The organism is Streptomyces sp. NPDC001617 (assembly GCF_053596855.1).
Genome location: NZ_JBSFHA010000038.1, coordinates 21,889 through 42,567, shown reverse-complemented (window position 1 = coordinate 42,567; position 20,679 = coordinate 21,889). Strand labels below are relative to the sequence as shown.

Below are 20,679 nucleotides of genomic sequence, written 5' to 3'. Positions count from 1 at the left end.
TCACTTCTCCCGGCCGGTGAGCCGGGCGAGGCTGTCGCGGAAGTCGGCCGTCCGGAAGGACTGTTCCTCGGCGGACGTGGCGTAGTCGAGGGTGGCGAGCACCGCGCGTTCCAGGTGCATGTTCAGGACGCGTTTGGTGCTCTCCGCCGCCTGCCTCGGCAGCTCCGCGATGCGTTTGGCACAGGCCGTCGCCTCGGCCAGCGGGTCGGCCACCACATGGTTGGCCAGCCCCAGGGCGACGGCCTTCTCCGCCGGGATACGTGCGCCGGTGAGGGCGTACTCCTTGGCGAGCAGCAGGCTGGTGTGCAGGGGCCAGGTGAGCGGCCCGCCGTCGGCGGCGACCAGGCCGACCTGGACGTGCGGATCGGCGAGATAGGCGGTCTCGGCCATGTAGACCATGTCGCTCAGCGCCAGCAGACTGCAACCGAGCCCCACCGCGGGCCCGTTGACGGCGGCGACGACGGGAACCCGGCAGCGGACCATGCCGAGGACGATCTCGCGGCCATGGGCGATGGTGCGGGAGCGCAGGTCGGGATCCTGCCGGATCTCGTCGAGGTAGGCGAAGTCTCCGCCCGCCGAGAACGCCTTTCCCGCTCCGGTGAGGACGGCCGCTCGGGCGTCACGGTCGTCGGCCAACCGGGGCCAGAGCCGGGCGAGGCCGGTGTGGAGCGGGTCGTTGACGGCATTGAGGGCGTCGGGGCGGTTGAGGGTGATGAACCGCAGGGCGCCCTCGGCACGGACCTCGATCTCGTCCGGCATGCCGTACATGTTCTGACTTTCCGTCATGTCAGGCTCCCAGTCCGAGGATCCGCGAGGCGATGATGTTCTTCTGGATCTGCGAGGTGCCGCCCATCACGCTCTGCGCGCGGCTGTAGAGGTAGGCGTGCAGAAGGTCGGGGTCGCCGGCGCCGCCGACGGCCAACGCGGCGTGGCCGACCGTCTGTTCCGTCCAGGTCATGAGCAGCTTGTCGAGAGAGCCCTCGGGGCCGTGCGAGACACCGTCGAGCTGTTCGGACAGCCGTCGGCGTACGTGCAGGCGCAGCATCTCCGTCTCCACGACGGCCCAGGCGAGTTCGGGCGGCGGGGAGCCCTCCGTGCGGGCGGCGAGTTCGCGGACGAGTGTGCCGTAGCGGGCGGAGAAGCCGAGGGTCGAGGGTTCTCGTTCGTGGCCGACGACGGTCATCGCCAGGGCCCAGCCCTCCCCCGGCGCGCCGATCATCTGGTCGGCGGGCACCGTCGCGCCGTCGAAGAGGACCTGGCCGAACTCCTTGGTCACCCCGCTCATCATCTTCAACGGGCGCTGCTCGATGCCGGGTTGGTCCATGGAGACGATGAACGCGGAGATGCCCTTGTGCCGGGGTGCCTCCGGGTCGGTGCGGGCCAGGAGCAGGCACCAGTCGGCGACATCGGAGTAACTGGTCCAGATCTTGTGGCCGTTGACCACATAACGGTCGCCGTCGCGGGTGGCCGTGGTGGTGAGGGAGGCGAGGTCGGAACCGGCGCCGGGTTCGCTGAAGCCCTGGCACCAGCGTTCGGTGCCGTCGATCATGCCGGGGAGGAAGCGGCGCCGCAGTTCCTCGCTGCCGTGCCGGCCGAGACCCTGCACGAGGTAGCCGAGGCTGGGGCGGGCCGGGGCGCCGGCGCGGGCGAGCTCCTCGTCGAGGATGACGTCGTAGACGGGCGGGAGTTCGTGGCCCCCGTACTTCTTGGGCCAGGAGAGTCCGAAGAATCCTGCCGCGTGCAGGGCGCGGTGCCATTCGCCCTGGCGGGCCCAGTACTCGTCGCCCGCGGTGGGGAAGGTGCCGGCCCGTTCGGCCAGCCAGCTGCGCAGCCGGCCGCGGAACGCGGCTTCCTCGGGCGCGTCACGAAAGTCCACAGTCGATCTCCTCCAGGCGGACGGGGAACAGGTCGGCGGAGACGAGCGCCCGGCGGAGGTGGACGTGGGCGAGGCATTCCCAGGTGTTGCCGATGCCGCCGTGCACCTGGACCGCGGTCTCGCACACGGTGCGGGCGGATCGGGTGCAGTACAGCTTGGCGATGCGGGCGGCGCGGAGCGCCTCGGCTGCGGGCAGTTCGTCGACGGCCCAGGCTGCGTGTCTCAGGACGCTGATCGAGCCCTCGATGAGGGCCAGTCCCTCGGCGAGCAGGTGCGCGACGGCCTGGTAGGAGCCGATCGTACGGCCGTACTGCTCGCGGATCTTGGCGTAGTCGCAGGCGAGGGCGTGGGCGCCGCGGGCCGTGCCGACGAGGTCGGCGGAGGTGGCGACGAGGGCCAACGCGCGCCAGGAGTCGGCGCTTTCGTCAGGCAGGGTGCCGAGCTGCTCGGGGGTGCCGCTCAGCCGGGCGTCGAGGCGGGTCAGGTCGGTGCCGTGAACAAGAGGGCCGTTCTCGTCGGACAGGACGCGGTTGCCGTCGAGGGAGACGGCCCGTCGCATGCCGCGCGCGTCCCGCGCTCGCCCGTCGACGGCGATCGTCGCCGAGCGGACCTCCGGGGCCAGGTCATCGGCGAGAACGGGTCCGAGATACGGCACGTCGACGAGCCCTCGTCCGAACTCCTCGACGACCAGGGCGACTTCGACTCCGGACGCCCCGTCGGAGCGCAGTGCCCGCCAGCCGGTGGCCTCGACCGCCTTCTCCAGTCGGGCGATCCGGTCGGCGTCGTCCAGGTCGAAGACCGACCCGGGGCCCAGATCGCCGGCCAACTTGGCGGCCGCGTCACGGAGTTGACGTTGCTCAGCTGTCAGACGTACGTCCATCGCGCTCCTTGAGAGCCTGCTCCTTGACGGCCTGTTCCTTGAGTGCCTGTTCCTTGAGGACGCGCCGCAGCACCTTTCCGGAGGGCAGGCGCGGGATCTCGCTCACGAACTCCACCCGGCGCGGCCGTTTGTAGGAGGCCAGGCGGCTGCCGACCAGTTCGACGAGTTCGTCGGACTCGACCGGGCCGGAGCGCCGGACGGCCGCGACGACGGCCTCCCCGTCCGCCCCGTCGGGGACGCCGAAGACCGCGCAGTCGGCGACAGCGGGATGGCCGTGCAGCACGGCCTCGACCTCGGCGGGGGCGACCTGGAAGGCCCGCACCTTGATCATCTCCTTGGAGCGGTCGGTGAGGTGGACCCAGCCGTCCGCGTCCAGGCTGCCGACGTCGCCGGTGCGGTACCAGCCGTCGTGGAGGGCGTCCGCCGTGGCCTCGGCCGGTAGATACCCGGCCATGAGGGACTCGGCGCGCACCTCGATCTCCCCGGTCTCGCCCGGCCCGACGGGATCCCCGCTCTCCAGCGACACCACGCGCATCTCCACCCCGGGCACGGGGCGCCCGGGGGTGTCCAGCCGGGCCCCGTCGAGCGGGTTGCAGGCGATGACGGGCAGTTCGCTCGCCCCGTACGCGGGCACCCAGCCCACTCCGGTCCGGCGCGTGACCGTCTCGGCGATGTTCGGCGTCACCGGCGTCGCGCCCCACATGATGAACCGCAGGGACGAGAGGTCGTATCTCTCCAGCTTCGGGTGGGAGGCGATGGCGAGCGCGATGGGGGCGACCGCCATCTCGACCGTGATGCGGTCGAGTTCGATGTGGTGCAGCAGCCGGTCGAGGTCGAAGCGGCGGTGCAGGCGCAGCCAGGCGCCCACTTCCAGGGCCGTGACGATGTTGAGCAGGCCGAGGATGTGGGAGGGCGGTGTCGCGATCTGGATACGGTCGTTCGCGGTGAGTCGGAGGGCGGTTCTCCAGTGGTCCACGGCGGCGGCGAGGGACGCGTGTGTGTGGCGTACCGCCTTGGGCATGCCGGTGGTGCCCGAGCTGAACACCAGCACGGCGTCGGCCCGGGGGTCGGGCGCCACGGGGGTGGCCCCGCCGGGTGCGAGCGGCTCGTCGAGGTGCAGCATCGGCATGAGCCCGGCCAGTACGGGGTGGTCCCCGATCGCATGGGCCGGCTCGGTGATGTCCAGGGCGTGTTCGACCTCGCCCCGCTTCCACGCCGGGCTGAGCAGGACCACCGCCGCGCCCAGGCGCCACACGGCCTGGACGGCGATCACGAACTCGGGCCGGTTGGAGGACATGAGAGCGACCCGGTCCCCCGCCCGTACGCCCCGACGGGCCAGCACCCCGGCCAGCCCGTCGGCGAGGGCGGTCAGTTCGGCCCGGCCGTACTCCCGGTCCTCGAAGACCAGCGCGGCCCGTTCGCTCATCTCTCGCCCCCACCCGTTGAGAGGGTCCCATCTCATTGATGAGAATAGTATTCTCACTTCGATAGAACCTTGATACCAGAGCTCGAGGAGGGCGTCCATGGCGAGCCCCGCCCTGTTCCGGCGCGCGACCGTCGTCAAGATCGTCCAGGAGACCGCCGACGCGCGGACCTTCGTGCTGGACCCGCACGACGGCCCGTTCGCGTATCAGGCCGGGCAGTTCTGTGTCTTCCGGGTGCGGGTGGACGGCCGGGACCTGCTCCGCTCCTACTCCATGTCGAGCGCCCCGGAGATCGACGCCGACCTGATGACGACGGTCAAACGGGTCCCCGGCGGCAAGGTCTCCAACTGGCTGATCGACCACGTCGACGAGGGCGACGAACTCGAACTCACCCAGCCTCGCGGCCTGTTCTGTCTGCGCCCGGCCACCACGCCGCTGCTCGGCTTCAGCGGCGGCAGCGGGATCACCCCGATCCTCTCCCTCACCAAGAGCGTTCTCACCTGCACCGACCGCAGCGTCCGGCTGCTGTGCGCCGACCGGGACCCGGACTCGGCCATCTTCCGCACGCTGCTGGACGACCTGACCGTGTGCCATCCCGGGCGGCTGACCGTCGTACGGCATCTCGATGCCAGGGGCGGGTTCCTCACCCCGGAGGCGATACGGGAGTTCGTCGGGGCCGACGGAGACGCGGACGCGTACGTCTGTGGGCCGGAGCCCTTCATGGACCTGGTGGAGTCGGCGCTGCCGGGGCCGGGGCGAGTGTTCGGCGAGCGGTTCGGCGGCGGTGCGACGGCGCCCGCCCCCGCTCCCGCTCCCGCGGTGAACGGGACGCCCGTGCAGCCCCCGCAGGAGACCGGCACCGTCACCATCCTGCTCGGCAACAAGCGCGTCTCGGTGCCCAAGCATCCGAACGAGACGCTGCTGCAGAGCGCCCGAAGGGCCGGGCTCGCCCCGCCGTTCTCCTGCGAGGCGGGCAACTGCGCCACCTGCATGGCCAAGTTGACCGAGGGCAGCGCGACGATGCGTGTGAACGACGCCCTGACGGAGGAGGAGGTGGCCGAGGGCTACGTCCTCACCTGCCAGGGCGTGCCCGACGAGGGGTCAGTCACCGTCCACTACGAGTGAGCCGTGCTCGCCCAGCCGGGGCGGGGGCCGGTGGGCGGGTTCGTAGCCGACGACCCTCACCGGGCCGGCGACCAGACGGTAGTCGCCGGCCCGCACGATCATCTCCGGCGTGGCCTCCAGGGCCTCGGGCAGGGTGCGCACGGCCGCCGCGGCGATGCCGAGCGGGCGCAACCTGGCCTCCCAGCCCTTGGCGGTGTCGGCGGCCAGGGCGCGTGTGACGACCGCGAGGACCTCGTCACGGCGGGCGGCCCGCTCGGCCATCGTCGGGAAGCCGGCGATGCCGGCCTCGGCGGCGAAGGTCTTCCAGAAGCCGTCATGAGTGACGAACAGCGCCAAGTGCCCTTCCGCGGTGGGGAAGAGCTGGGCCGGCACATAGTACGAGTGCGCGCCGTGGGCCATGCGGCGCGGTTCCACGCCGTCGTTCAGGTAGGCCGACGCCCGGTAGTTGAGCTGAGCGAGCATCACATCCCGTAGCGCGATGTCGACTTGGCCTCCGCGTCCGGAGACGATCTGGGCGAGCAGGCCCAACGCGGCCGTCAGGCCCGCCGAGTTGTCGACGGAGGAGTACCCGGGCAGAGTCGGCGGCCCGTCGGGGTCGCCGGTCAGCGCGGCGACGCCGGTCGCGGCCTGGATGATGTAGTCGAAGGCCGGGTCGTCGCCCCCCTCCAGCCCGTATCCGGTGAGGGCGACGCAGACGAGCCGCTCGTTGAAGCGGCGCAGACTGTCGTACGTCAGCCCCAGGCGCCGTATCACCGACGGCTTGAGGTTGACCAGCAGCGCATGTGCGTCGGTCGCCAACTCGCCGAGTTTTTCCCGCCCTTGCCCGGTGGTGAGGTCGAGGCGGATGCTGCGCTTGTTGCGGTTGAGGCTGGCGAAGTAGGCGTCGCCCACCTGGCGGGAGAGGTCGCCGCCGGGCGGCTCGACCTTGGTGACCTCGGCTCCGAGGTCGGCCAGGAGCATCGTGGCGAAGGGTCCCGCGAGGATGTGTCCGACCTCGAGGATGCGGAGACCGGCGAGCGGTCCGGGAGTCACCTGAGCTCCGCTGCGAGGCTCGCGATCATCTCGCGGGTACGGCGCTTGGAGGCCACGAGTGCGTCGCGGTCGTCGCCGATCGGCAGCAGCCGCACGGACAGGTCGGTGACCCCGGCGTCCGCGAACCGCTTGAACCGGGCCGCGATGGCCGCCTCGTCGCCCGCGGCGCACAGGTCGCCGACGTCCTTGGCGTCGCCGTAGTCCAGCAGCCGTTGGTAGTTGGGCGAGATCTCGGCCTCTCCGAGAATGCGGTTCGCACGCTCGCGGGCCGCGTCGACCTCCGAGGGGCGGCACAGGCAGACCGGGATGCCGGCGACGATCCGCGGGGCCGGGCGTCCGGCGGCCTCGGCGGCCTTGGAGATGCGGGGAACGACGTGTTCGGCGACCGCGCGTTCGTCCGCCATCCACAGCAGGGTTCCGTCGGCCCGCTCCCCCGCGAGCCGCAGCATGACCGGTCCCAGGGCCGCCACGAGGATCGGCAGCGGGGCGACGGGGGCGAGGTCGAGGGGGTTGTGCACGGTGTAAGTGGCGTTCTCGACGTCGATGGGGCCGGGGCCGCGGCGGGCCGCGTCCAGGACGTCGAGGTAGTCGCGGGTGAGACCGGCCGGGCGCTCATAGGGCAGGCCGAGCATGTCCTCGATGATCCAGTGGTGCGAGGGGCCGACGCCCAGCGCCAGCCGCCCGCCCGCCGCGGCCTGCGCGGACAGGGCCTGACGGGCGAGGGCGATCGGATGCTGCGCCTGCAGGGGTACGACGGCGGTGCCCAGCTCGATGCGGCTGGTCCGTGCGCCCATCAGGGTCACGGCGGTCAACGCGTCGAAGTCTGTCGGGACTTGGGGAATCCAGGCCGTGTCCATCCCGGCGCTCTCGGCCCACTGCGCGTCCGCGATCAACCGCGAGACCTTGCGCACGGAGTCCCCCCGCTCGGCCCCGATCATCACACCGATCCGCACGTTCCCTCCAGGTGTCCGAAACTCAGGGTGAGGCCGGGCTCGCCGTCAACGCGCGCACCTCGGCGACCACGACGTCCAGGGGGGTGCCGGTGGGGAAAACCCCCGCGGCGCCCGCGGCCTTCAGACGCGGCACGTCCGCCGGGGGGATCGTGCCGCCGACGACGACCGTGATGTCACCGGCGTCCGCGGCCCGCAGCCCCGCCACCGTCCGGGCCGTGAGCGCGAGATGCGCGCCGGACAGCATGCTCAGGCCGACCATCGCCACGTCCTCCTGGACGGCGGTGGCCACGATGTCGTCGACGCGCTGGCGGATGCCGGTGAAGACGACCTCGAAGCCGGCGTCGCGCAGCGCCCGCGCCACGATCTTGGCGCCACGGTCGTGGCCGTCGAGACCGGGCTTGGCGATCAGAATCCGGGTCCCCATCAGAACACCACCGGTTGCTGGAACTCGCCCCAGACGTCCTTGAGCGCCGCGACCATCTCGCCGACCGTGCAGTAGGCGCCCGCGCAGTCGATGAGGGGACCCATCAGGTTGTCGGTGCCCTCGGCGGCGCGGGAGAGGGCGGCGAGGCGGGCGCGGACGGCGGCCGGGTCGCGTTCGGCCTTGACACGGGCGAGCCGTGTGAGCTGCAACTCGCGTCCTTTGGCGTCGAGTTCGTAGGTGGCGACGTCGGGGGCCGGTTCGTCCTCGGCGACGAAGCGGTTGACACCGATGACGGGCCGGGTGCCCGCCTCCACCTCCTGATGGATCCGGTAGGCCTCGTCGGCGATGAGCCCCTGCAGATAGCCGTCCTCGATCGCCCGGACCATGCCGCCGTGCTGCTCCAGGTCCGCCATGATCCCGACGATCCGTTCCTCGGTGGCATCGGTGAGCGCCTCGACGAAGTACGAGCCGCCGAGCGGGTCGGCCACGCGGGCGACGCCGGTCTCGTGGGCGAGGATCTGCTGGGTCCGCAGGGCGAGGGTCGTCGACTCCTCGCTCGGCAGCGCGAACGGTTCGTCCCAGGCAGCCGTGAACATCGACTGGACCCCGCCGAGTACGGAGGCCAGCGCCTCGTAGGCGACGCGGACGGTGTTGTTGCGGGCCTGTGGGGCATAGAGCGAAGCGCCGCCGGCCACGCAGCCGAAGCGGAACATGGCCGCCTTGTCGGAGCCGGCGCCGTAGCGCTCCCGCACGATGGTCGCCCAACGCCTGCGTCCGGCACGGTACTTGGCGATCTCCTCGAAGAAGTCACCGTGCGTGTAGAAGAAGAAGGAGACCTGCGGGGCGAACTGATCGATCGTCATACGGCCGCGCTGAAGCACGGTGTCGCAGTACGTCACCCCGTCGGCGAGGGTGAACGCCATCTCCTGGACGGCGTTGGCACCCGCGTCCCGGAAGTGCGCGCCGGCCACCGAGATCGCGTTGAACTTCGGCACCTCGGCGGCGCAGAACTCGATAGTGTCGGCGATCAGCCTGAGTGAAGGCGCGGGCGGCCAGATCCAGGTGCCGCGGGAGGCGTACTCCTTGAGAATGTCGTTCTGGATGGTGCCGGTGAGCTTCGCACGGGGCACTCCCCTGCGTTCGGCGGCGGCGACATAGAAGGCGAGCAGGATCGCCGCCGTGCCGTTGATGGTGAAGCTGGTGCTGATCCGGTCCAGGGGGATGCCCTCGAAGAGCACCTCCGCGTCGGCCAGGGTGTCCACGGCGACACCGACCCGCCCGACCTCCTCGCTCACCTCGGGGTCGTCGGAGTCGTAGCCGCACTGGGTGGGCAGGTCGAGCGCGACCGAGAGACCGGTTCCGCCCTGCTCCAGCAGATAGCGGTAGCGCCGGTTGGACTCCTCGGCGGTGCCGAACCCCGAGTACTGCCTGAGCGTCCACAGTCGCCCCCGGTACCCGGAGGCGTAGTTGCCGCGCGTGAACGGGAACACGCCCGGCTCGGGCGGCTCGGCAGCCCGGTCCGCCGGTCCGTAGACCAGCTTGAGCGGGATGCCGGAAGAAGTCTGGGCGAAGTCATTCATCGCCGGATACGGTACTTGCGACAAAAGAGAATGCCAATACCGCAGGCGAGAATGGCTATGCTTGCCTGATGGATCCGACCGGTGTCGACGAAGGGCTGTCGCTCAGCGGCGACGGACGCCCCGAAGCCCCCGTGCGCGGTCTCTTCCTCGACGACTGGCACGACACCGATCCGGCCGCCGCAGCGCATCGGCTGCGCGAGTGTCTGCCGCTCGGCATCGGGATCGCGACCCGCCGGCCGCCTGATCGACTGGGCCCGCTGCTGGAGCAGCTGACCCTGACGCTGGTAGGCCCTCAGGTGGACTCGGACGACCGGCGCCTGGTGTCCGTGGAGGACCCGGAGAAGGCTTACGAGGAACTGACCCACGCCGTCGAACGGCACCCGCGGGCGAGCCTCGCCCTGGGACAGCTCCTCCGGCAGACCCCGGCCCTCGGCACTCTGCAAGGCCTGGCGGCGGAGGCGGCGACGTACTCGATGCTCCTGGGCGGAACCGAGTTCGCGGCCTGGCTGGCCGGGCGGGAGAAGCGCCCTGCCCCCGCCGAGCACGCGCCCCTCGTTCGCGTGGACCGGGTCGGCGGCAGGCTGTCGATCCTGCTCGACCGACCGAACCGGCGCAACGCGTTCAGCTTCCGGATGCGGGAGGAGCTGTACGAGGCCCTGGAGCCGGCCGCCCTCGACAGCACCGTCGACGAGGTCGAACTGACCGGTGCCGGGCCGGTGTTCTCCAGTGGCGGTGATCTCGCCGAGTTCGGCTCCGCCCGGGACCTCGTGGCCGCGTATCTTGTGCGACTGGATCGGGCGCCGTGGCGGTTGATCGACCGGATGCGGGACCGGGTGACGGTCCGGGTGGGTGGCGGAGCCGTCGGTGCGGGGATCGAGATGGCCGCTTTCGCGGGGCGAGTGGTGGCCTCTCCGCAGGCGTTCTTCCAGTTGCCCGAGGTGGAGATGGGACTCGTGCCGGGGGCGGGCGGGACGGTCAGTGTGCCGCGGCGGATCGGACGGTGGCGGGCGGCCTGGATGATGCTGAGCGGATCCCGGATCGACGTCGCCACGGCCCTGCGATGGGGGTTGGTGGACGAGGTCGACGACCATGAACGGTGACGGGCTGCTGCTGCGGGATGTGGAGCGCCGTCCCTCACCGCATCCGGTCGACGTCCGCATCCGCGCCGGTGCCGTCGCCGAGATCGGGCCTCACCTCGCGCCCTTGGACGACGAGTGCGGCGTACCACGACGAGGTGGTCCACGGGGATCTGGAGGCCGTGGCGCCGAGGCCGGCCAGTCGATGAGCGGGGCTCGGGGGCGGGGACCGGCGGCAGTGCTATGTCACATACCACTGACAGCCACCGGCGTATGCTCACCGATCCCGCCCGCGGATCTCGGGCAGCAGACAGCGCGCCGATCTGCCCCGGATCGCCCCCGCCCAGAGTCCGGCCCCGTAGGCGAGGTCGTCGAGGCGCCGGGCGAGCAGGAAGCGGATCGGGTCCACCTGCGGGGCACAGCGCCGGTGTTCGAGCAGTCCGTCGGTGAGTGCGGCGAGCAGCGTCGCCCGGCGTGCCCGGCGGGAGACCAGACAACTCGCGGCGGTCAGCGGCCACCAGTGCCGTAGCAGCAGGGCCGATGTCTGTTCCGCGGTGGCGGCGAGGCCCAGGCCGGTCAGGGAGGCCGCGAGCCGCCATGGGGCGGCGGCGCCCTTGGTCACGTCGCGGGTGTAGCCCCGGGCCACGTCCGTGGCCACCGCGGCGGCCACGGGTAGGGACCACCGCCGTTGCGCCAGCAGGGCGGCCGCCACCGTCGCCGCCCAGGGGGTGAGGACGGCCGGGGCGATCGCCGTCCCGTGCCGTTGGGCGAGTGCGTGTGCTCCGCTGCCGTAATACGCCTTGCGTGCGGCCCAGTCGGCAAGGCCGGCGCGGTGGTCGTGGCGGACGGTGACCGCGGGGTCGTAGCGGATGCGTCGGCCCTCGGCGGCCAGTCGCCAGACCAGGTCCACGTCCTCGCCGACGCGCAGGCTCTCGGTGAATCCGGCGCCCAGAGCGTCGATGCGTGCGACCAGGCAGGCGCTCGGGACCCACGACGCACGCGAGCGTGGGTGCACGAGGGCGGGGTGCGGGCCGAGGTCGAGGGACGAGCGAGCCGCTTCGTATCTCGACAGCCAGCCCGGGCCGGCGTCCGTCAGGCCCAGGACGCGGGGGGCCACCATGGCCAACCGGGGGTCGTGGAAGTGCCGCAGCAGCATCCGCAGGGTGTCGGCGCCGAGGACCACGTCGGAGTCGACGAAGGCCACGTAAGGGGTACGGACCTGTCGCAGGCCGCTGTTGCGGGCTGCCGCCGGGCCGCGGTTGTGGTCGAGGACGATCAGCCGGGCACCATGGCGGGCGGCGACGCGGGCCACGGCGAGGGGGGCTCGGGAGCCGTCGTCGACCACGATCACCGGCGCCTGCGCGGCGATGCTGCCCAGCAGGCGGTCCAGCTCCCTCGGGCGGTCCTTGACGGGTACGACGACCGTCACCAACGCCTGCTCCAGGGGCGGGAGTTCGGATGCGACGGGGTGGGCCATCCCCAGGGCGACGAGCCGGTTCGCGAGGCGGACGGCGGCGGGGGTGTCGAGATGGATGCGCCGGTCGTTCACGAGCGGTTCGGCGCGGGCCGACAGTCGCACCAGGCGGGGCGGGCTGCCGCCGACGAGGACGCGGCCGTTGTCGTACCGCCGTGTCTGCTGCCCGAGTTGGACCACGGACCCGATCGGCAGAACTGGCCCGGCGGTCTCGTCGACCGGCGTGGCGGTCATCCGCGGAAGCCTCCCTCGGCGCTCATGACGGAGCCGTTGGCGACGCCGCCGTGGAGGGAACAGCAGTAGGCGATGAGGGAGGCGACCTCGTCCGGTTCGATGAGGCGGCCCTGGAGTTGGGAGTCGGTGAAGGCGTCGACGTCGTCCAGGCCGTAGAGGGCGGCGGTGGCCTGGAGCATGGCGGTGCGGGTCGAGCCCGGGGAGACGGCCACGGCGGTGACGCCGGTGTTGACGAGGTCGGCGGCGAGACCGCGGACCAGGCCGACGACGGCGTGCTTGGCGGCGCCGTAGCCGCTGAGGTGGAACAGGCCGCGGGTGCCGGCGGCCGAGGCGACGGCGACGAAGCGGCAGCCGCTCGGGGCGGGTCCGGCGAGGAAGTGCGGGACGCAGGCGGCGGCGGTGTTCCAGACGCCGAGAACGTCGATCTCGAACAGGGTGCGCAGGTCGGCCTCGGGGGTCTCCCACAGGGGTTGTCCGCCGGTGATGACGGCCGCCGCGGCGACGGCGGCGTCCAGGCGGCCGAACGTCTCGACGGCGGTGGCGGCGGCCTGCTCCAGTGCGCGCCGGTCGCGTACGTCGGAGATCTCGATGCGCACCTGGTCGGGGTGTTCGGCGGCGAGTTTCTCCAGCTCCTCGCGGGTCGCGAGAGCGTAGCTCACGCCGGGGCCGCGGTCGGGGCCGTTGCCGGCGCAGCTGTCCAGGGCGAGAACGGCGTATCCCTGTGCGCAGAGGGCGCGTACTGTGGCGGCGCCGATGCCACGGGCCGCGCCGGTCACCAGGGCCACGCGCGCGGTCACCGGTGTGCTCGCTCGGGTCGGAGACGGGTGGAGACGTCGGCGACCAGGGCGTCGAAGAGCCGGGCGCCCTCCTCGGCCGTCGCGGTGGTCGGATCGCCCAGCACGCCGGAGGGGGACACGGCGGCGACGCCTCCGGTGCGGAGGGCGGGCATCAACTCCCGTAGGGGCGTCGTGTTTCCGGGGCGCGCCCGGTCCATGCGGACGAGTTCCGGGGTCAGATGGAGCAGCAGCGAGGTCTCGGTGTGCCCGGCGTGCGCGTCGCCGCCCTCGGGAAAGCAGGGCACCCACTCCACGTCCCGCCCCTCGTCCACCAGCTGGGTGACGGCGTCGATGAGGCATCTCACGTTGCCGCCATGGCCGTTGACGAACACGACCCGCCCGGCCCACAGGGCGAGCGAGCGCCCGAGCTCCAGGAGTGCGAACCGCAGGGCCTCGTTGCCGAGGGACATCGTGCCGGGGAAGCCCTGGTGTTCCCCGCTGGCCGCGTACACGACCGGCGGTGCGACGACCACCTCTTCCCGCAGCCCCCGTGCCACGCCGTGCGCGACGGAGTCGGCGATGCGGGTGTCGGTGTCCAACGGCAGGTGGGGGCCGTGCTGTTCGAAGGAGCCGAGCGGCACCAGGACGAGCGGGCGGTCCGGTACATCGGTCCAGGCGAGGCGGGAGAGTTCCGTTCTCATGGGCACTCTGCAGCGCTTGCCGGGTGACGCGTGAAGCCGGCAGGAATCAGTACGTCGTCCGGGGTGAGGTCGTGGACGGAGGAGCGGCCGAGGCCGCGCAGGGTCGAGTCGATGCCGCCGGCCATGATGTCGAGAACGTTCTCGACGCCGGCCTGGCCCGCGGCCGCGAGCCCCCACAGATAGGCGCGGCCGATGAGCACCGCGCGGGCGCCGAGGGCGAGGGCCTTCACGACGTCGCTGCCGCGCCGGATGCCGCCGTCGAGCAGCACCTCCACCTGGTCGCCCACCGCCTCCGCCACGGCGGGCAGCATGCGGATGGGCGCCGGGGTGGTGTCGAGGTTGTTGCCGCCGTGGTTGGACACGGAGAGGGCGGTGACGCCGAGGTCCACGGCGCGGCGGGCGTCGTCGACGCGGGAGATGCCCTTGAGGAGGAAGGGGCCCTGCCATTCGTCGCGCATCCAGCGGACGTCGTCCCAGCTGGGCGGCGGGGTGCCCATCCACTGTCCGTAGGCACCGAAGAAAGCGGGGGAAACGCCGTTCTCATCGGCGAGGTTGGGGGTCGTCAGGTCCGGGAGGCTGCGGGTGCGGGCGTAGTCGAGGAGCCAGCCGGGCCGGGACAGGGCCTGCGGGGCGAGCTTCGTCATCGCCTTGAGGTCGAGGCGTTCGGGGATCCAGGGGCTGCCCCAGTCGCGGCCGTGGGAGAAGGACCAGTCGAGGGTGACGATCAGACCGGCCGCGCCGGCGGCCCGGGCGCGCTCCATGGCGCGGATCATGAAGTCCTTCGAGCCCATCCAGTACATCTGGAAGAAGGTCTTCGGGTTGGCCGCGACGACCTCCTCGACCGGTTTGCTCGCGAAGGAGCTGAGCCCCATCGCGGTGCCGCGCGCGGCGGCGGCCCGGGCTACCGCCAACTCGCCCTCGGGGTGGACGGCTTGGACGCCCGTGGGCGAGATGACGACCGGGAGGGTGATCTCCTGCCCCATGACCGTCGTCGCCGTGGTGCGCTCACTCGCCAGATCGGCCACGTGCGGCGCGAAGCCCAGCTCCTGGAAGGCGGCGGTGTTGTCCCGGTAGGAGACGCCGGCCTCGGAGCCGGCCAGCAGGGCGCTGTAGACGGACTTGGGAAGCCGTTTCCTCGCCCGCTGCTGGGCGTGCGCGACGGTCTCGAACCAACGGTTGCCCATGGGTGCCTCTCGCGAAGGGTTACGGGAGTTCGGTCGGCCGGAATCCGGCCAGCGGGTGTTCGGCGCACGCGGACACGGGTGGGGTGCGCTCGGCGTGGGGGCGTTCACCGATGGACACGAACACGGGTGTGCGGCGGTGGGAGTGGTCCTGTGCGGCCGCCGGAACCGTACGTCCGGCAGCCGCCAACGCCGTTTCCGCGTGCCCCTGTACGCACTCGGGGTCCGGTCCGTCCAGCGGCAGCCCGGTGAAGAACTTCGCCGCCATGCAGCCGCCCCGGCAGGAGTCGTAGGCCGAGCAGCTGGTGCAGGCGCCGCCGGTCTGCGGGCGCCGCAGGTCGGCGAAGAGCTCGGACTCGCGCCAGACCCGGGTGAAGCCGCCCTCGGCACGGACGTTTCCGGCCTTGAAGGTGTCGTGGATGGCGAAGGGGCAGGCGTAGACGTCGCCCACCGGGTCGATCAGGCATACGACCCGTCCGGCGCCGCACAGGTTCAGGCCGGGCAACGGGCCGCCGAACGCGGAGAGATGGAAGAAGGAGTCCCCGGTGAGGACGTTCTCGCCGTGTTCCACCAGCCAGTCGTACAGCTGCCGCTGCTGTGCGGCCGTGGGGTGCAGCTCGTCCCACACGTCGGCGCCGCGGCCGGACGGCCGGAGCCGGGTGAGGCGGAGTTGGGCGCCGTAGTGGTCCGCGAGGGCCTTGAAGGCGTCGAGCTGGCCGATGTTGTGCCGGGTGGCCACGACCGAGATCTTGAAGCCGCTCATGCCGGCCGACCGCAGGTTCTCCATCGCGCGCAGGGCGGTGGCGTACGAACCCCGGCCGCGCACGGCGTCGTTGACGCCGGCGGTGGCACCGTCCAGGGACAGCTGTACGTCGACGTAGTCGGAGGCGGCGAGGCGGCGGGCGACGTCCGGGGTGATGCGGATGCCGTTGGTGGAGAACTTCACTCCCACGCGGTGGGCGGTGGCGTACTCGACGAGTTCCCAGAAGTCGGGGCGGACCGTGGGCTCTCCGCCGCCGATGTTGACGTAGAAGACCTGCATGCGTTCGAGCTCGTCGATGACCGCCTTGCACTCGGCGGTGGTCAGCTCGCGCGGGTCGCGGCGGCCCGAGCTGGAGAGGCAGTGGACGCAGGACAGGTTGCAGGCGTAGGTCAGTTCCCAGGTGAGGCAGATCGGGGCGTCGAGGCCGTACTGGAAGTGGTCGATCAGGCGGGCCGGTTGCGGGGGTGCGGCCGGGGATGTCATGGCGCCTCGTCTGCTCGGGAGGGCGTGCGCTGCACGATCATGCGGGAGGTGGCCAGGGTTGCCAACGCGGCCCGGTAGCGGCCCAGTTCGTCCTCGCGGATACCGGCGGTGCGGCAGGCGTCGGCCGCGCTGGGCGCCTCGGTCAACAGGCGCACGGCGGCCAGGAGCCTCAGGTCCTTGAGGAAGGACAGGCGGCGGGTGCCGAAGTGGTAGAGCAGGGCTCCGAAGGGTTCCGGGCGCACGGCGACCTGGGGGTGCAGGGTCCAGGGGCCGGCCATGTCGAAGGACGGCATCTGCGGGGCCGGTTCAGTACACGCCGCACATGCCGTCGATGGAGACCTCCTCGACCAGCAGGTCCTCCTCGACCAGCTGGTCGTCGGCGAGAGGCGGTTCGCCCTCGCTTCGGTCTACGGTGGCGGTCTCCATGCTCAGGGTTCGCGTCGCTTCGCTCACGAGAAGCTCCTTCTCCGAAGAAGATGAGGATGTTCTCTCCGTGTTCGCGACCATAATGGCACCCGGTGCCGAAAGGAAGAGCGCGTGCTGAAATCGTCGAGTTCCGCCACCCCCGAGCCGGGCGGCCGCGTCGGGCGCCGGCCGTCGACGTCCCGCGCCGACCTGGAGCAGCACGCTCTGCGGCTGTTCGCCGCGCACGGCTTCGACGAGGTGACCGTCGAGGACATCGCGGCGGCAGCGGGGATCGGGCGCCGTACCTTCTTCCGTTACTACCGGTCGAAGAACGACGCCGTCTGGGGGGACTTCCAGGGCGAGCTGCGGCGGATGCGAGAGGTGCTCGCCGGGTACCCGCGCGAGACGCCGATGATGGACGCGCTGCGCGAGGCGATCGTGGACTTCAACCGCCTCGACGCCGCGCAGATCCCGTGGCACCGGCTGCGGATGCGACTGATCCTCGAAGTGCCCGCGCTCCAGGCGCACTCCACCCTCATGTACGCCGAATGGCGCGCCGTCGTGGCGGAGTTCGCCGCCGATCGCCTCGGCCTCGCGCCCGACGCCCTGCTGCCCCAGGTGATCGCCTACTCCTGTCTGGGCGCCGCGGTCGCCGCCTACGAGCAGTGGCTTCGGCAGGAGGGCTCCGATCTCGCCGGCTTCCTGGACGAGGCGCTGCGGGCGCTGGGGCCGGGGTTCCAGCGTGCGTGACGCGGGCCGGGTACTCCTCGTCAGCCGAACTGGCCGGGCTGGTAGTCGCCGGCCGGCTGCTGGACGAGGACGTTGAAGCGGTTGTACATGTTGATCAGGGCGATCGTGGCCACCAGCGCGGCGAGCTGCTCCTCGTCGTAGTGCTTGGCGGCGTTCGCCCAGACCTCGTCGGGGACACCGCCGGCCGCGTCGGCGATACGGGTGCCCTGCTCGGCGAGTTCCAGGGCGGCCCGCTCGGCCTCGGTGAACACCTTCGCCTCGCGCCAGGCCGCGACCAGGTTGAGCCGCTGCTGGGTCTCCCCGGCGGCCAGCGCGTCCTTGGTGTGCATGTCGGTGCAGAAACCGCAGCCGTTGATCTGGCTGGCACGCAGCTTCACCAGCTCCTGCGTCGCGGCCGGCAGCGTCGAGTCGGCGAGTACCTTGCCCGCGGAGTTGATGTGCCGGAAGATCCTGGCGGCAACGGGGTTCTCGAGCATGTTCAGGCGAGCTTCCATCGTGCGCTCCTGTGTAGGTGTCGTTGGCTACACCTCATTGACGGAACAGCCCGCCCGGTTGTGACACGACGGACGCTCAGTATTTCTTCGCGCCCGCCACGATCGCCTCCCGGATGCGGTGGTACGTGCCGCAACGGCACACGTTGCGGATCTCGTCGAGGTCGGCCTCGCTGATCTCGCGCCCCTCCTCGCGGGCCTGGCGGACCTTGGCGACGGCGGTCATGATCTGGCCGGGCTGGCAGTAGCCGCACTGGGCGACGTCGTACTCCAGCCAGGCCTCCTGCATGGGGTGCAGGTCCTTGCCGACGGTGGCGGGCAGGCCCTCGATGGTCGTCACCTGGTCGGTGGGAGCGAGGTCCTTGACCGGGACGCAGCAGGGGTTGAAGGCCTTGCCGTTGACATGGCTCGTACAGGCCTGGCACACGCCGAGCCCACAGCCGTACTTGGGGCCGGTGACGCCCAGGACGTCGCGGAGCACCCACAGCAGTCGTACGTCGTCCTCGATGTCCACGGTCACGGACCTGCCGTTGAGGATGAAGGTGTGTTCGGGCACGTTCGGCTCCTAGAAGGCGCGGTCGAGGCCGTCGGTGGGCGAGGCCGGGATCGGCGGGGTGGTGGGCAGCGGGTCGAAGCCGAGCGGTCCGGCGTGGTTGATCGGGAAGGCGGTCGGCATGGTGCCGGTCGCGCGGCCGTACGCGCAGGCCACGGCCGCCATCGCACCCGCGACCGCCAGTTCGCCCGCGCCGCCGGGCGTGTCGGTGGTCGGCGGCATGACGACGATCTCCAGCTCCGGTGGGGTGTTCCACTGCCGGGTGTAGAAGTAGTTGTCCCAACTGCCTTCCAGGAAACGCCCGTTGGTCATGTGCAGTCCGGAACTGAGCGTGATCGCGATGCCGTCCATGATGCCGCCCATCATCTGCGCCTCCAGACCGCGGGGGTTGACCGCCAGTCCCACGTCCACCGCGCAGACGACCTTGGTGACGCGCGGGCCGGTGCAGGCGTCGGGGACCTTGCGGCCGGTGGTCTCGGGGCGGCAGTCGATCTCGGCGAGGACGGCGACGTAGGCGTGGTACTCGGGGTGCAGGGCGATGCCCTGGGCGGTGCCGGCGGGCATGCTCCGGCCCCAACTCCCCACCTCCGCAACCTTGTCCAGGACCGCCCGGGCGCGGTCCTCCTTGAGGAACGTGCGGCGGAACCGGTAGGGGTCCTTGCCCAATTTCCTGGCCAGCTCGTCCACGATCAGTTCCTGCGCGCAACGCACGTTGGGCGAGTAGATGTTGCGCATGGAGCCGGTGTTGAAGCCCTTGTCCACCTCGCTGAGGAGCTGGGTGACGACGCCGAAGTCGTACGGGGTCTGCTGGGTCAGGGTGAAGATCGTCTCGGAGAAGGTGAGGTCGCCGACGGGGAGTCGGGCCGCTTCAGCAGTGATGATCTCGCCGACGCCGTGGCCGAAGTCGGTGGCGACGGACGTGTGGCGCTGGTCGTAGGTGAGGACCTGTCCGAGGGCGTAGGTGGCGCGAACCCGGGAGGTGGACATGGGGTGGGTGCGGCCCTGGCGGAAGTCGTCCGTGCGGTGCCACATCAGCCTGACCGGCTTGCCCATGGCCTGCGAGATCTCCGCGGCCTCGGCGGCGCCGTCGTGGAAGAGCTTGCGTCCGAAGGAGCCGCCGCCCTCGGTGACATGGACCTCGACCGCACCCGCCGGCAGTCCGAGCCGCAGCGCGATCTGCTCCCGCGCGGTGATCGGGGACTTCAGGCTGGCCCAGATCTCGGCGGAGTCCTTCCGTACGTCGGCGACGGCGCAGTTGGTCTCCAGGGCGCTGTTGCTCGCGAAGTGGAAGGTGAAGCGGGCGTCGACCGCCTTGGTGAGCAAGTCCAGGGCGGGCAGCGGGAGTTCGGCCTTGCGGAGTTCGGCTCGGACGGTGTCGTCGGAGGCGTCCTCCGCGGTGCCCGGGCTCCAGGTGACCTTCAGCGCGCGCACCGCGTCGATGCACTGGCCGAAGGTGCGACCGCGGACGGCGACGCCGGTGGAGATCCGTGCGACGTCCGTGATGCCGGGCATGGCCCGCACCTCGTCCAGGTTGTCGACCGAACGGACCGTGCCGTTGATCGTCGGCGGCCGACACACCATGGCGGGCAACGCGCCCGGGACATGCAGGTCCATCGCGAACGTCTTGCGTCCGGTGACCGCTTCGAGCGCGTCGACGCGCCGCTGTGCGGTGCCGATCACCTTGAACTCGGACGTCTCCTTGAGGGCGACCGAGACCTGACTGGTCGTCACACCAGCGGCTTTCTCGGCCAGTTCACCGTAGGAGAGGCTCTTGCCGGTGACGGTGGAGGTGATGACCCCGGCCTTGGCGGTCAAGGTGTCGACCACCTCCCCCAGTTCGAGAGCGGCGGCGTGCAGGAGTCGACCTCGGGCGACGGCGGCCGCCACCCGGATCGGGGTGAAGGTCGAGATGGTGGTGTTCGAGCCCCCGGTGAGCTGGTTGAAGAGCAGCTCGGGGCGGGCGTCGGCGAGCGTGACGTGGATTCTCTCCAGCGGGAGGTCGAGTTCTTCGGCGATGAGCATGGCGCTGGAAGTGGTGATGCCCTGCCCGACCTCGGCCCGGGGCAGCGCGAAGGAGGCCATGCCGTCGGGGTCGAGGCGGATCGTGATCAGGTTCGCCGTGGGCAGGGTGGCATGGGTGAGCATGTCGTTGAGGTCGTAGATCTCGGCCGGACCGGGCACCGAGGGGACGACCGCCGCTGCCGGGGCCGGGGCGAGGACCGCCTCGCCGAGCTCGGCGGCGACGGTCAGGGTCGAGGCGGCCACCACATATCCGAGGAAGCGTCGGCGTCCGATGCCGTCCGGTGCCGGGGCCGCTCCGTGCGGCTCGGTGTGTTCGTGGGCTCCCATGTGCTGTCCTCCGCGCGACCAGGCACTCCGCTTCGTTGCGGCCCCCGAACTGTGCATGTGGCGGGAGCGGCGCGGAAGATCTCCCCGAGGTTTCCGCACAGGAACGCCATAACTCCCGTCCCGTGTGAAGCACCGGGCTCGGGGAAAAC

21 protein-coding genes are annotated in these 20,679 nt (G+C 71.3%); 3 read left to right on the top strand and 18 right to left on the bottom strand.

Annotated features, from left to right (window positions below; genetic code table 11):
• From ACWC09_RS27005 to ACWC09_RS26990, 4 genes are read right to left on the bottom strand one after another with little or no spacing between them, the layout of a single operon-like run.
• Window positions 1-786: an enoyl-CoA hydratase/isomerase family protein gene (locus ACWC09_RS27005; protein WP_450853263.1), complete on the bottom strand. Its 786-nt coding sequence runs from the start codon at window positions 784-786 to the stop codon at window positions 1-3.
• A gap of 1 nt (window position 787) precedes the next feature.
• Complete coding sequence (locus ACWC09_RS27000) at window positions 788-1,876, bottom strand: acyl-CoA dehydrogenase family protein (protein ID WP_450853261.1); 1,089 nt, start codon at window positions 1,874-1,876, stop codon at window positions 788-790.
• Window positions 1,863-2,756 (bottom strand): acyl-CoA dehydrogenase family protein, encoded by an 894-nt coding sequence (locus tag ACWC09_RS26995; protein WP_450853259.1) that lies wholly within the window; start codon window positions 2,754-2,756, stop codon window positions 1,863-1,865. Before ACWC09_RS26995 ends, ACWC09_RS27000 begins: the two co-directional genes overlap by 14 nt.
• Window positions 2,734-4,182: a class I adenylate-forming enzyme family protein gene (locus ACWC09_RS26990; protein WP_450853257.1), complete on the bottom strand. Its 1,449-nt coding sequence runs from the start codon at window positions 4,180-4,182 to the stop codon at window positions 2,734-2,736. The genes ACWC09_RS26995 and ACWC09_RS26990 overlap by 23 nt, the downstream gene beginning before the upstream one ends.
• A 97-nt stretch (window positions 4,183-4,279) precedes the next feature.
• On the opposite strand from ACWC09_RS26990, the gene ACWC09_RS26985 reads away from it, so the two are divergent.
• Window positions 4,280-5,305, top strand: coding sequence for a 2Fe-2S iron-sulfur cluster-binding protein (locus ACWC09_RS26985; RefSeq protein ID WP_450853255.1), 1,026 nt, complete (start codon window positions 4,280-4,282; stop codon window positions 5,303-5,305).
• On the opposite strand, the gene ACWC09_RS26980 is transcribed toward ACWC09_RS26985, so the two are convergent.
• From ACWC09_RS26980 to ACWC09_RS26965, 4 genes are read right to left on the bottom strand one after another with little or no spacing between them, the layout of a single operon-like run.
• Complete coding sequence (locus ACWC09_RS26980; RefSeq protein WP_450853253.1) at window positions 5,282-6,337, bottom strand: CaiB/BaiF CoA transferase family protein; 1,056 nt, start codon at window positions 6,335-6,337, stop codon at window positions 5,282-5,284. The two genes, ACWC09_RS26985 and ACWC09_RS26980, sit on opposite strands and share 24 nt — an antisense overlap.
• Window positions 6,334-7,290 carry a TIGR03564 family F420-dependent LLM class oxidoreductase gene (locus tag ACWC09_RS26975; RefSeq protein ID WP_450853251.1) on the bottom strand — a complete coding sequence of 319 codons (957 nt, stop codon included), beginning with the start codon at window positions 7,288-7,290 and terminating at the stop codon, window positions 6,334-6,336. The genes ACWC09_RS26980 and ACWC09_RS26975 overlap by 4 nt, the downstream gene beginning before the upstream one ends.
• 22 nt (window positions 7,291-7,312) lie before the next feature.
• Window positions 7,313-7,714 carry a cobalamin B12-binding domain-containing protein gene (locus ACWC09_RS26970; protein WP_450853249.1) on the bottom strand — a complete coding sequence of 134 codons (402 nt, stop codon included), beginning with the start codon at window positions 7,712-7,714 and terminating at the stop codon, window positions 7,313-7,315.
• Window positions 7,714-9,294, bottom strand: coding sequence for a methylmalonyl-CoA mutase family protein (locus tag ACWC09_RS26965; protein ID WP_450853247.1), 1,581 nt, complete (start codon window positions 9,292-9,294; stop codon window positions 7,714-7,716). Before ACWC09_RS26965 ends, ACWC09_RS26970 begins: the two co-directional genes overlap by 1 nt.
• Before the next feature lie 68 nt (window positions 9,295-9,362).
• Between ACWC09_RS26965 and ACWC09_RS26960 the strand changes: the two genes are divergently transcribed.
• Window positions 9,363-10,394, top strand: coding sequence for an enoyl-CoA hydratase/isomerase family protein (locus ACWC09_RS26960; protein WP_450853245.1), 1,032 nt, complete (start codon window positions 9,363-9,365; stop codon window positions 10,392-10,394).
• Window positions 10,395-10,647: 253 nt separating this feature from the next.
• On the opposite strand, the gene mftF is transcribed toward ACWC09_RS26960, so the two are convergent.
• From mftF to mftA, 7 genes are read right to left on the bottom strand one after another with little or no spacing between them, the layout of a single operon-like run.
• The gene (mftF, locus tag ACWC09_RS26955) at window positions 10,648-12,078 is read right to left on the bottom strand and encodes a mycofactocin biosynthesis glycosyltransferase MftF (protein ID WP_450853243.1); all 1,431 of its coding nucleotides are present in this window, start codon (window positions 12,076-12,078) and stop codon (window positions 10,648-10,650) included.
• The gene (locus tag ACWC09_RS26950; protein ID WP_450853241.1) at window positions 12,075-12,875 is read right to left on the bottom strand and encodes a mycofactocin-coupled SDR family oxidoreductase; all 801 of its coding nucleotides are present in this window, start codon (window positions 12,873-12,875) and stop codon (window positions 12,075-12,077) included. Before ACWC09_RS26950 ends, mftF begins: the two co-directional genes overlap by 4 nt.
• On the bottom strand, window positions 12,872-13,555 hold the full coding sequence (mftE, locus tag ACWC09_RS26945; protein WP_450853239.1) for a mycofactocin biosynthesis peptidyl-dipeptidase MftE: 684 nt from the start codon (window positions 13,553-13,555) through the stop codon (window positions 12,872-12,874). The genes ACWC09_RS26950 and mftE overlap by 4 nt, the downstream gene beginning before the upstream one ends.
• A complete protein-coding gene (gene mftD, locus ACWC09_RS26940; RefSeq protein ID WP_450853237.1) occupies window positions 13,552-14,739 on the bottom strand; it encodes a pre-mycofactocin synthase MftD in 1,188 nt (395 codons plus the stop codon). Before mftD ends, mftE begins: the two co-directional genes overlap by 4 nt.
• A 19-nt stretch (window positions 14,740-14,758) precedes the next feature.
• Window positions 14,759-15,982 carry a mycofactocin radical SAM maturase gene (gene mftC / locus ACWC09_RS26935; protein ID WP_450853235.1) on the bottom strand — a complete coding sequence of 408 codons (1,224 nt, stop codon included), beginning with the start codon at window positions 15,980-15,982 and terminating at the stop codon, window positions 14,759-14,761.
• Window positions 15,979-16,275 carry a mycofactocin biosynthesis chaperone MftB gene (mftB, locus tag ACWC09_RS26930; RefSeq protein WP_450853233.1) on the bottom strand — a complete coding sequence of 99 codons (297 nt, stop codon included), beginning with the start codon at window positions 16,273-16,275 and terminating at the stop codon, window positions 15,979-15,981. Before mftB ends, mftC begins: the two co-directional genes overlap by 4 nt.
• A 13-nt stretch (window positions 16,276-16,288) precedes the next feature.
• Window positions 16,289-16,435: a mycofactocin precursor MftA gene (mftA, locus tag ACWC09_RS26925; protein ID WP_450853231.1), complete on the bottom strand. Its 147-nt coding sequence runs from the start codon at window positions 16,433-16,435 to the stop codon at window positions 16,289-16,291.
• Window positions 16,436-16,519: 84 nt separating this feature from the next.
• On the opposite strand from mftA, the gene mftR reads away from it, so the two are divergent.
• A complete protein-coding gene (gene mftR, locus ACWC09_RS26920) occupies window positions 16,520-17,137 on the top strand; it encodes a mycofactocin system transcriptional regulator (RefSeq protein WP_450853229.1) in 618 nt (205 codons plus the stop codon).
• A 20-nt stretch (window positions 17,138-17,157) separates the two neighbouring features.
• Here the strand turns inward: mftR and ACWC09_RS26915 are convergent, their stop codons facing one another.
• The 3 genes from ACWC09_RS26915 to ACWC09_RS26905 form a co-directional block, all read right to left on the bottom strand.
• Window positions 17,158-17,631: a carboxymuconolactone decarboxylase family protein gene (locus tag ACWC09_RS26915; protein WP_450853227.1), complete on the bottom strand. Its 474-nt coding sequence runs from the start codon at window positions 17,629-17,631 to the stop codon at window positions 17,158-17,160.
• A 76-nt stretch (window positions 17,632-17,707) separates the two neighbouring features.
• Window positions 17,708-18,184, bottom strand: coding sequence for a (2Fe-2S)-binding protein (locus ACWC09_RS26910; RefSeq protein ID WP_450853225.1), 477 nt, complete (start codon window positions 18,182-18,184; stop codon window positions 17,708-17,710).
• A gap of 9 nt (window positions 18,185-18,193) precedes the next feature.
• Window positions 18,194-20,530, bottom strand: a complete 2,337-nt coding sequence (locus ACWC09_RS26905) for a molybdopterin cofactor-binding domain-containing protein (protein WP_450853223.1) — start codon at window positions 20,528-20,530, stop codon at window positions 18,194-18,196.
• Window positions 20,531-20,679 lie beyond the last annotated feature (149 nt).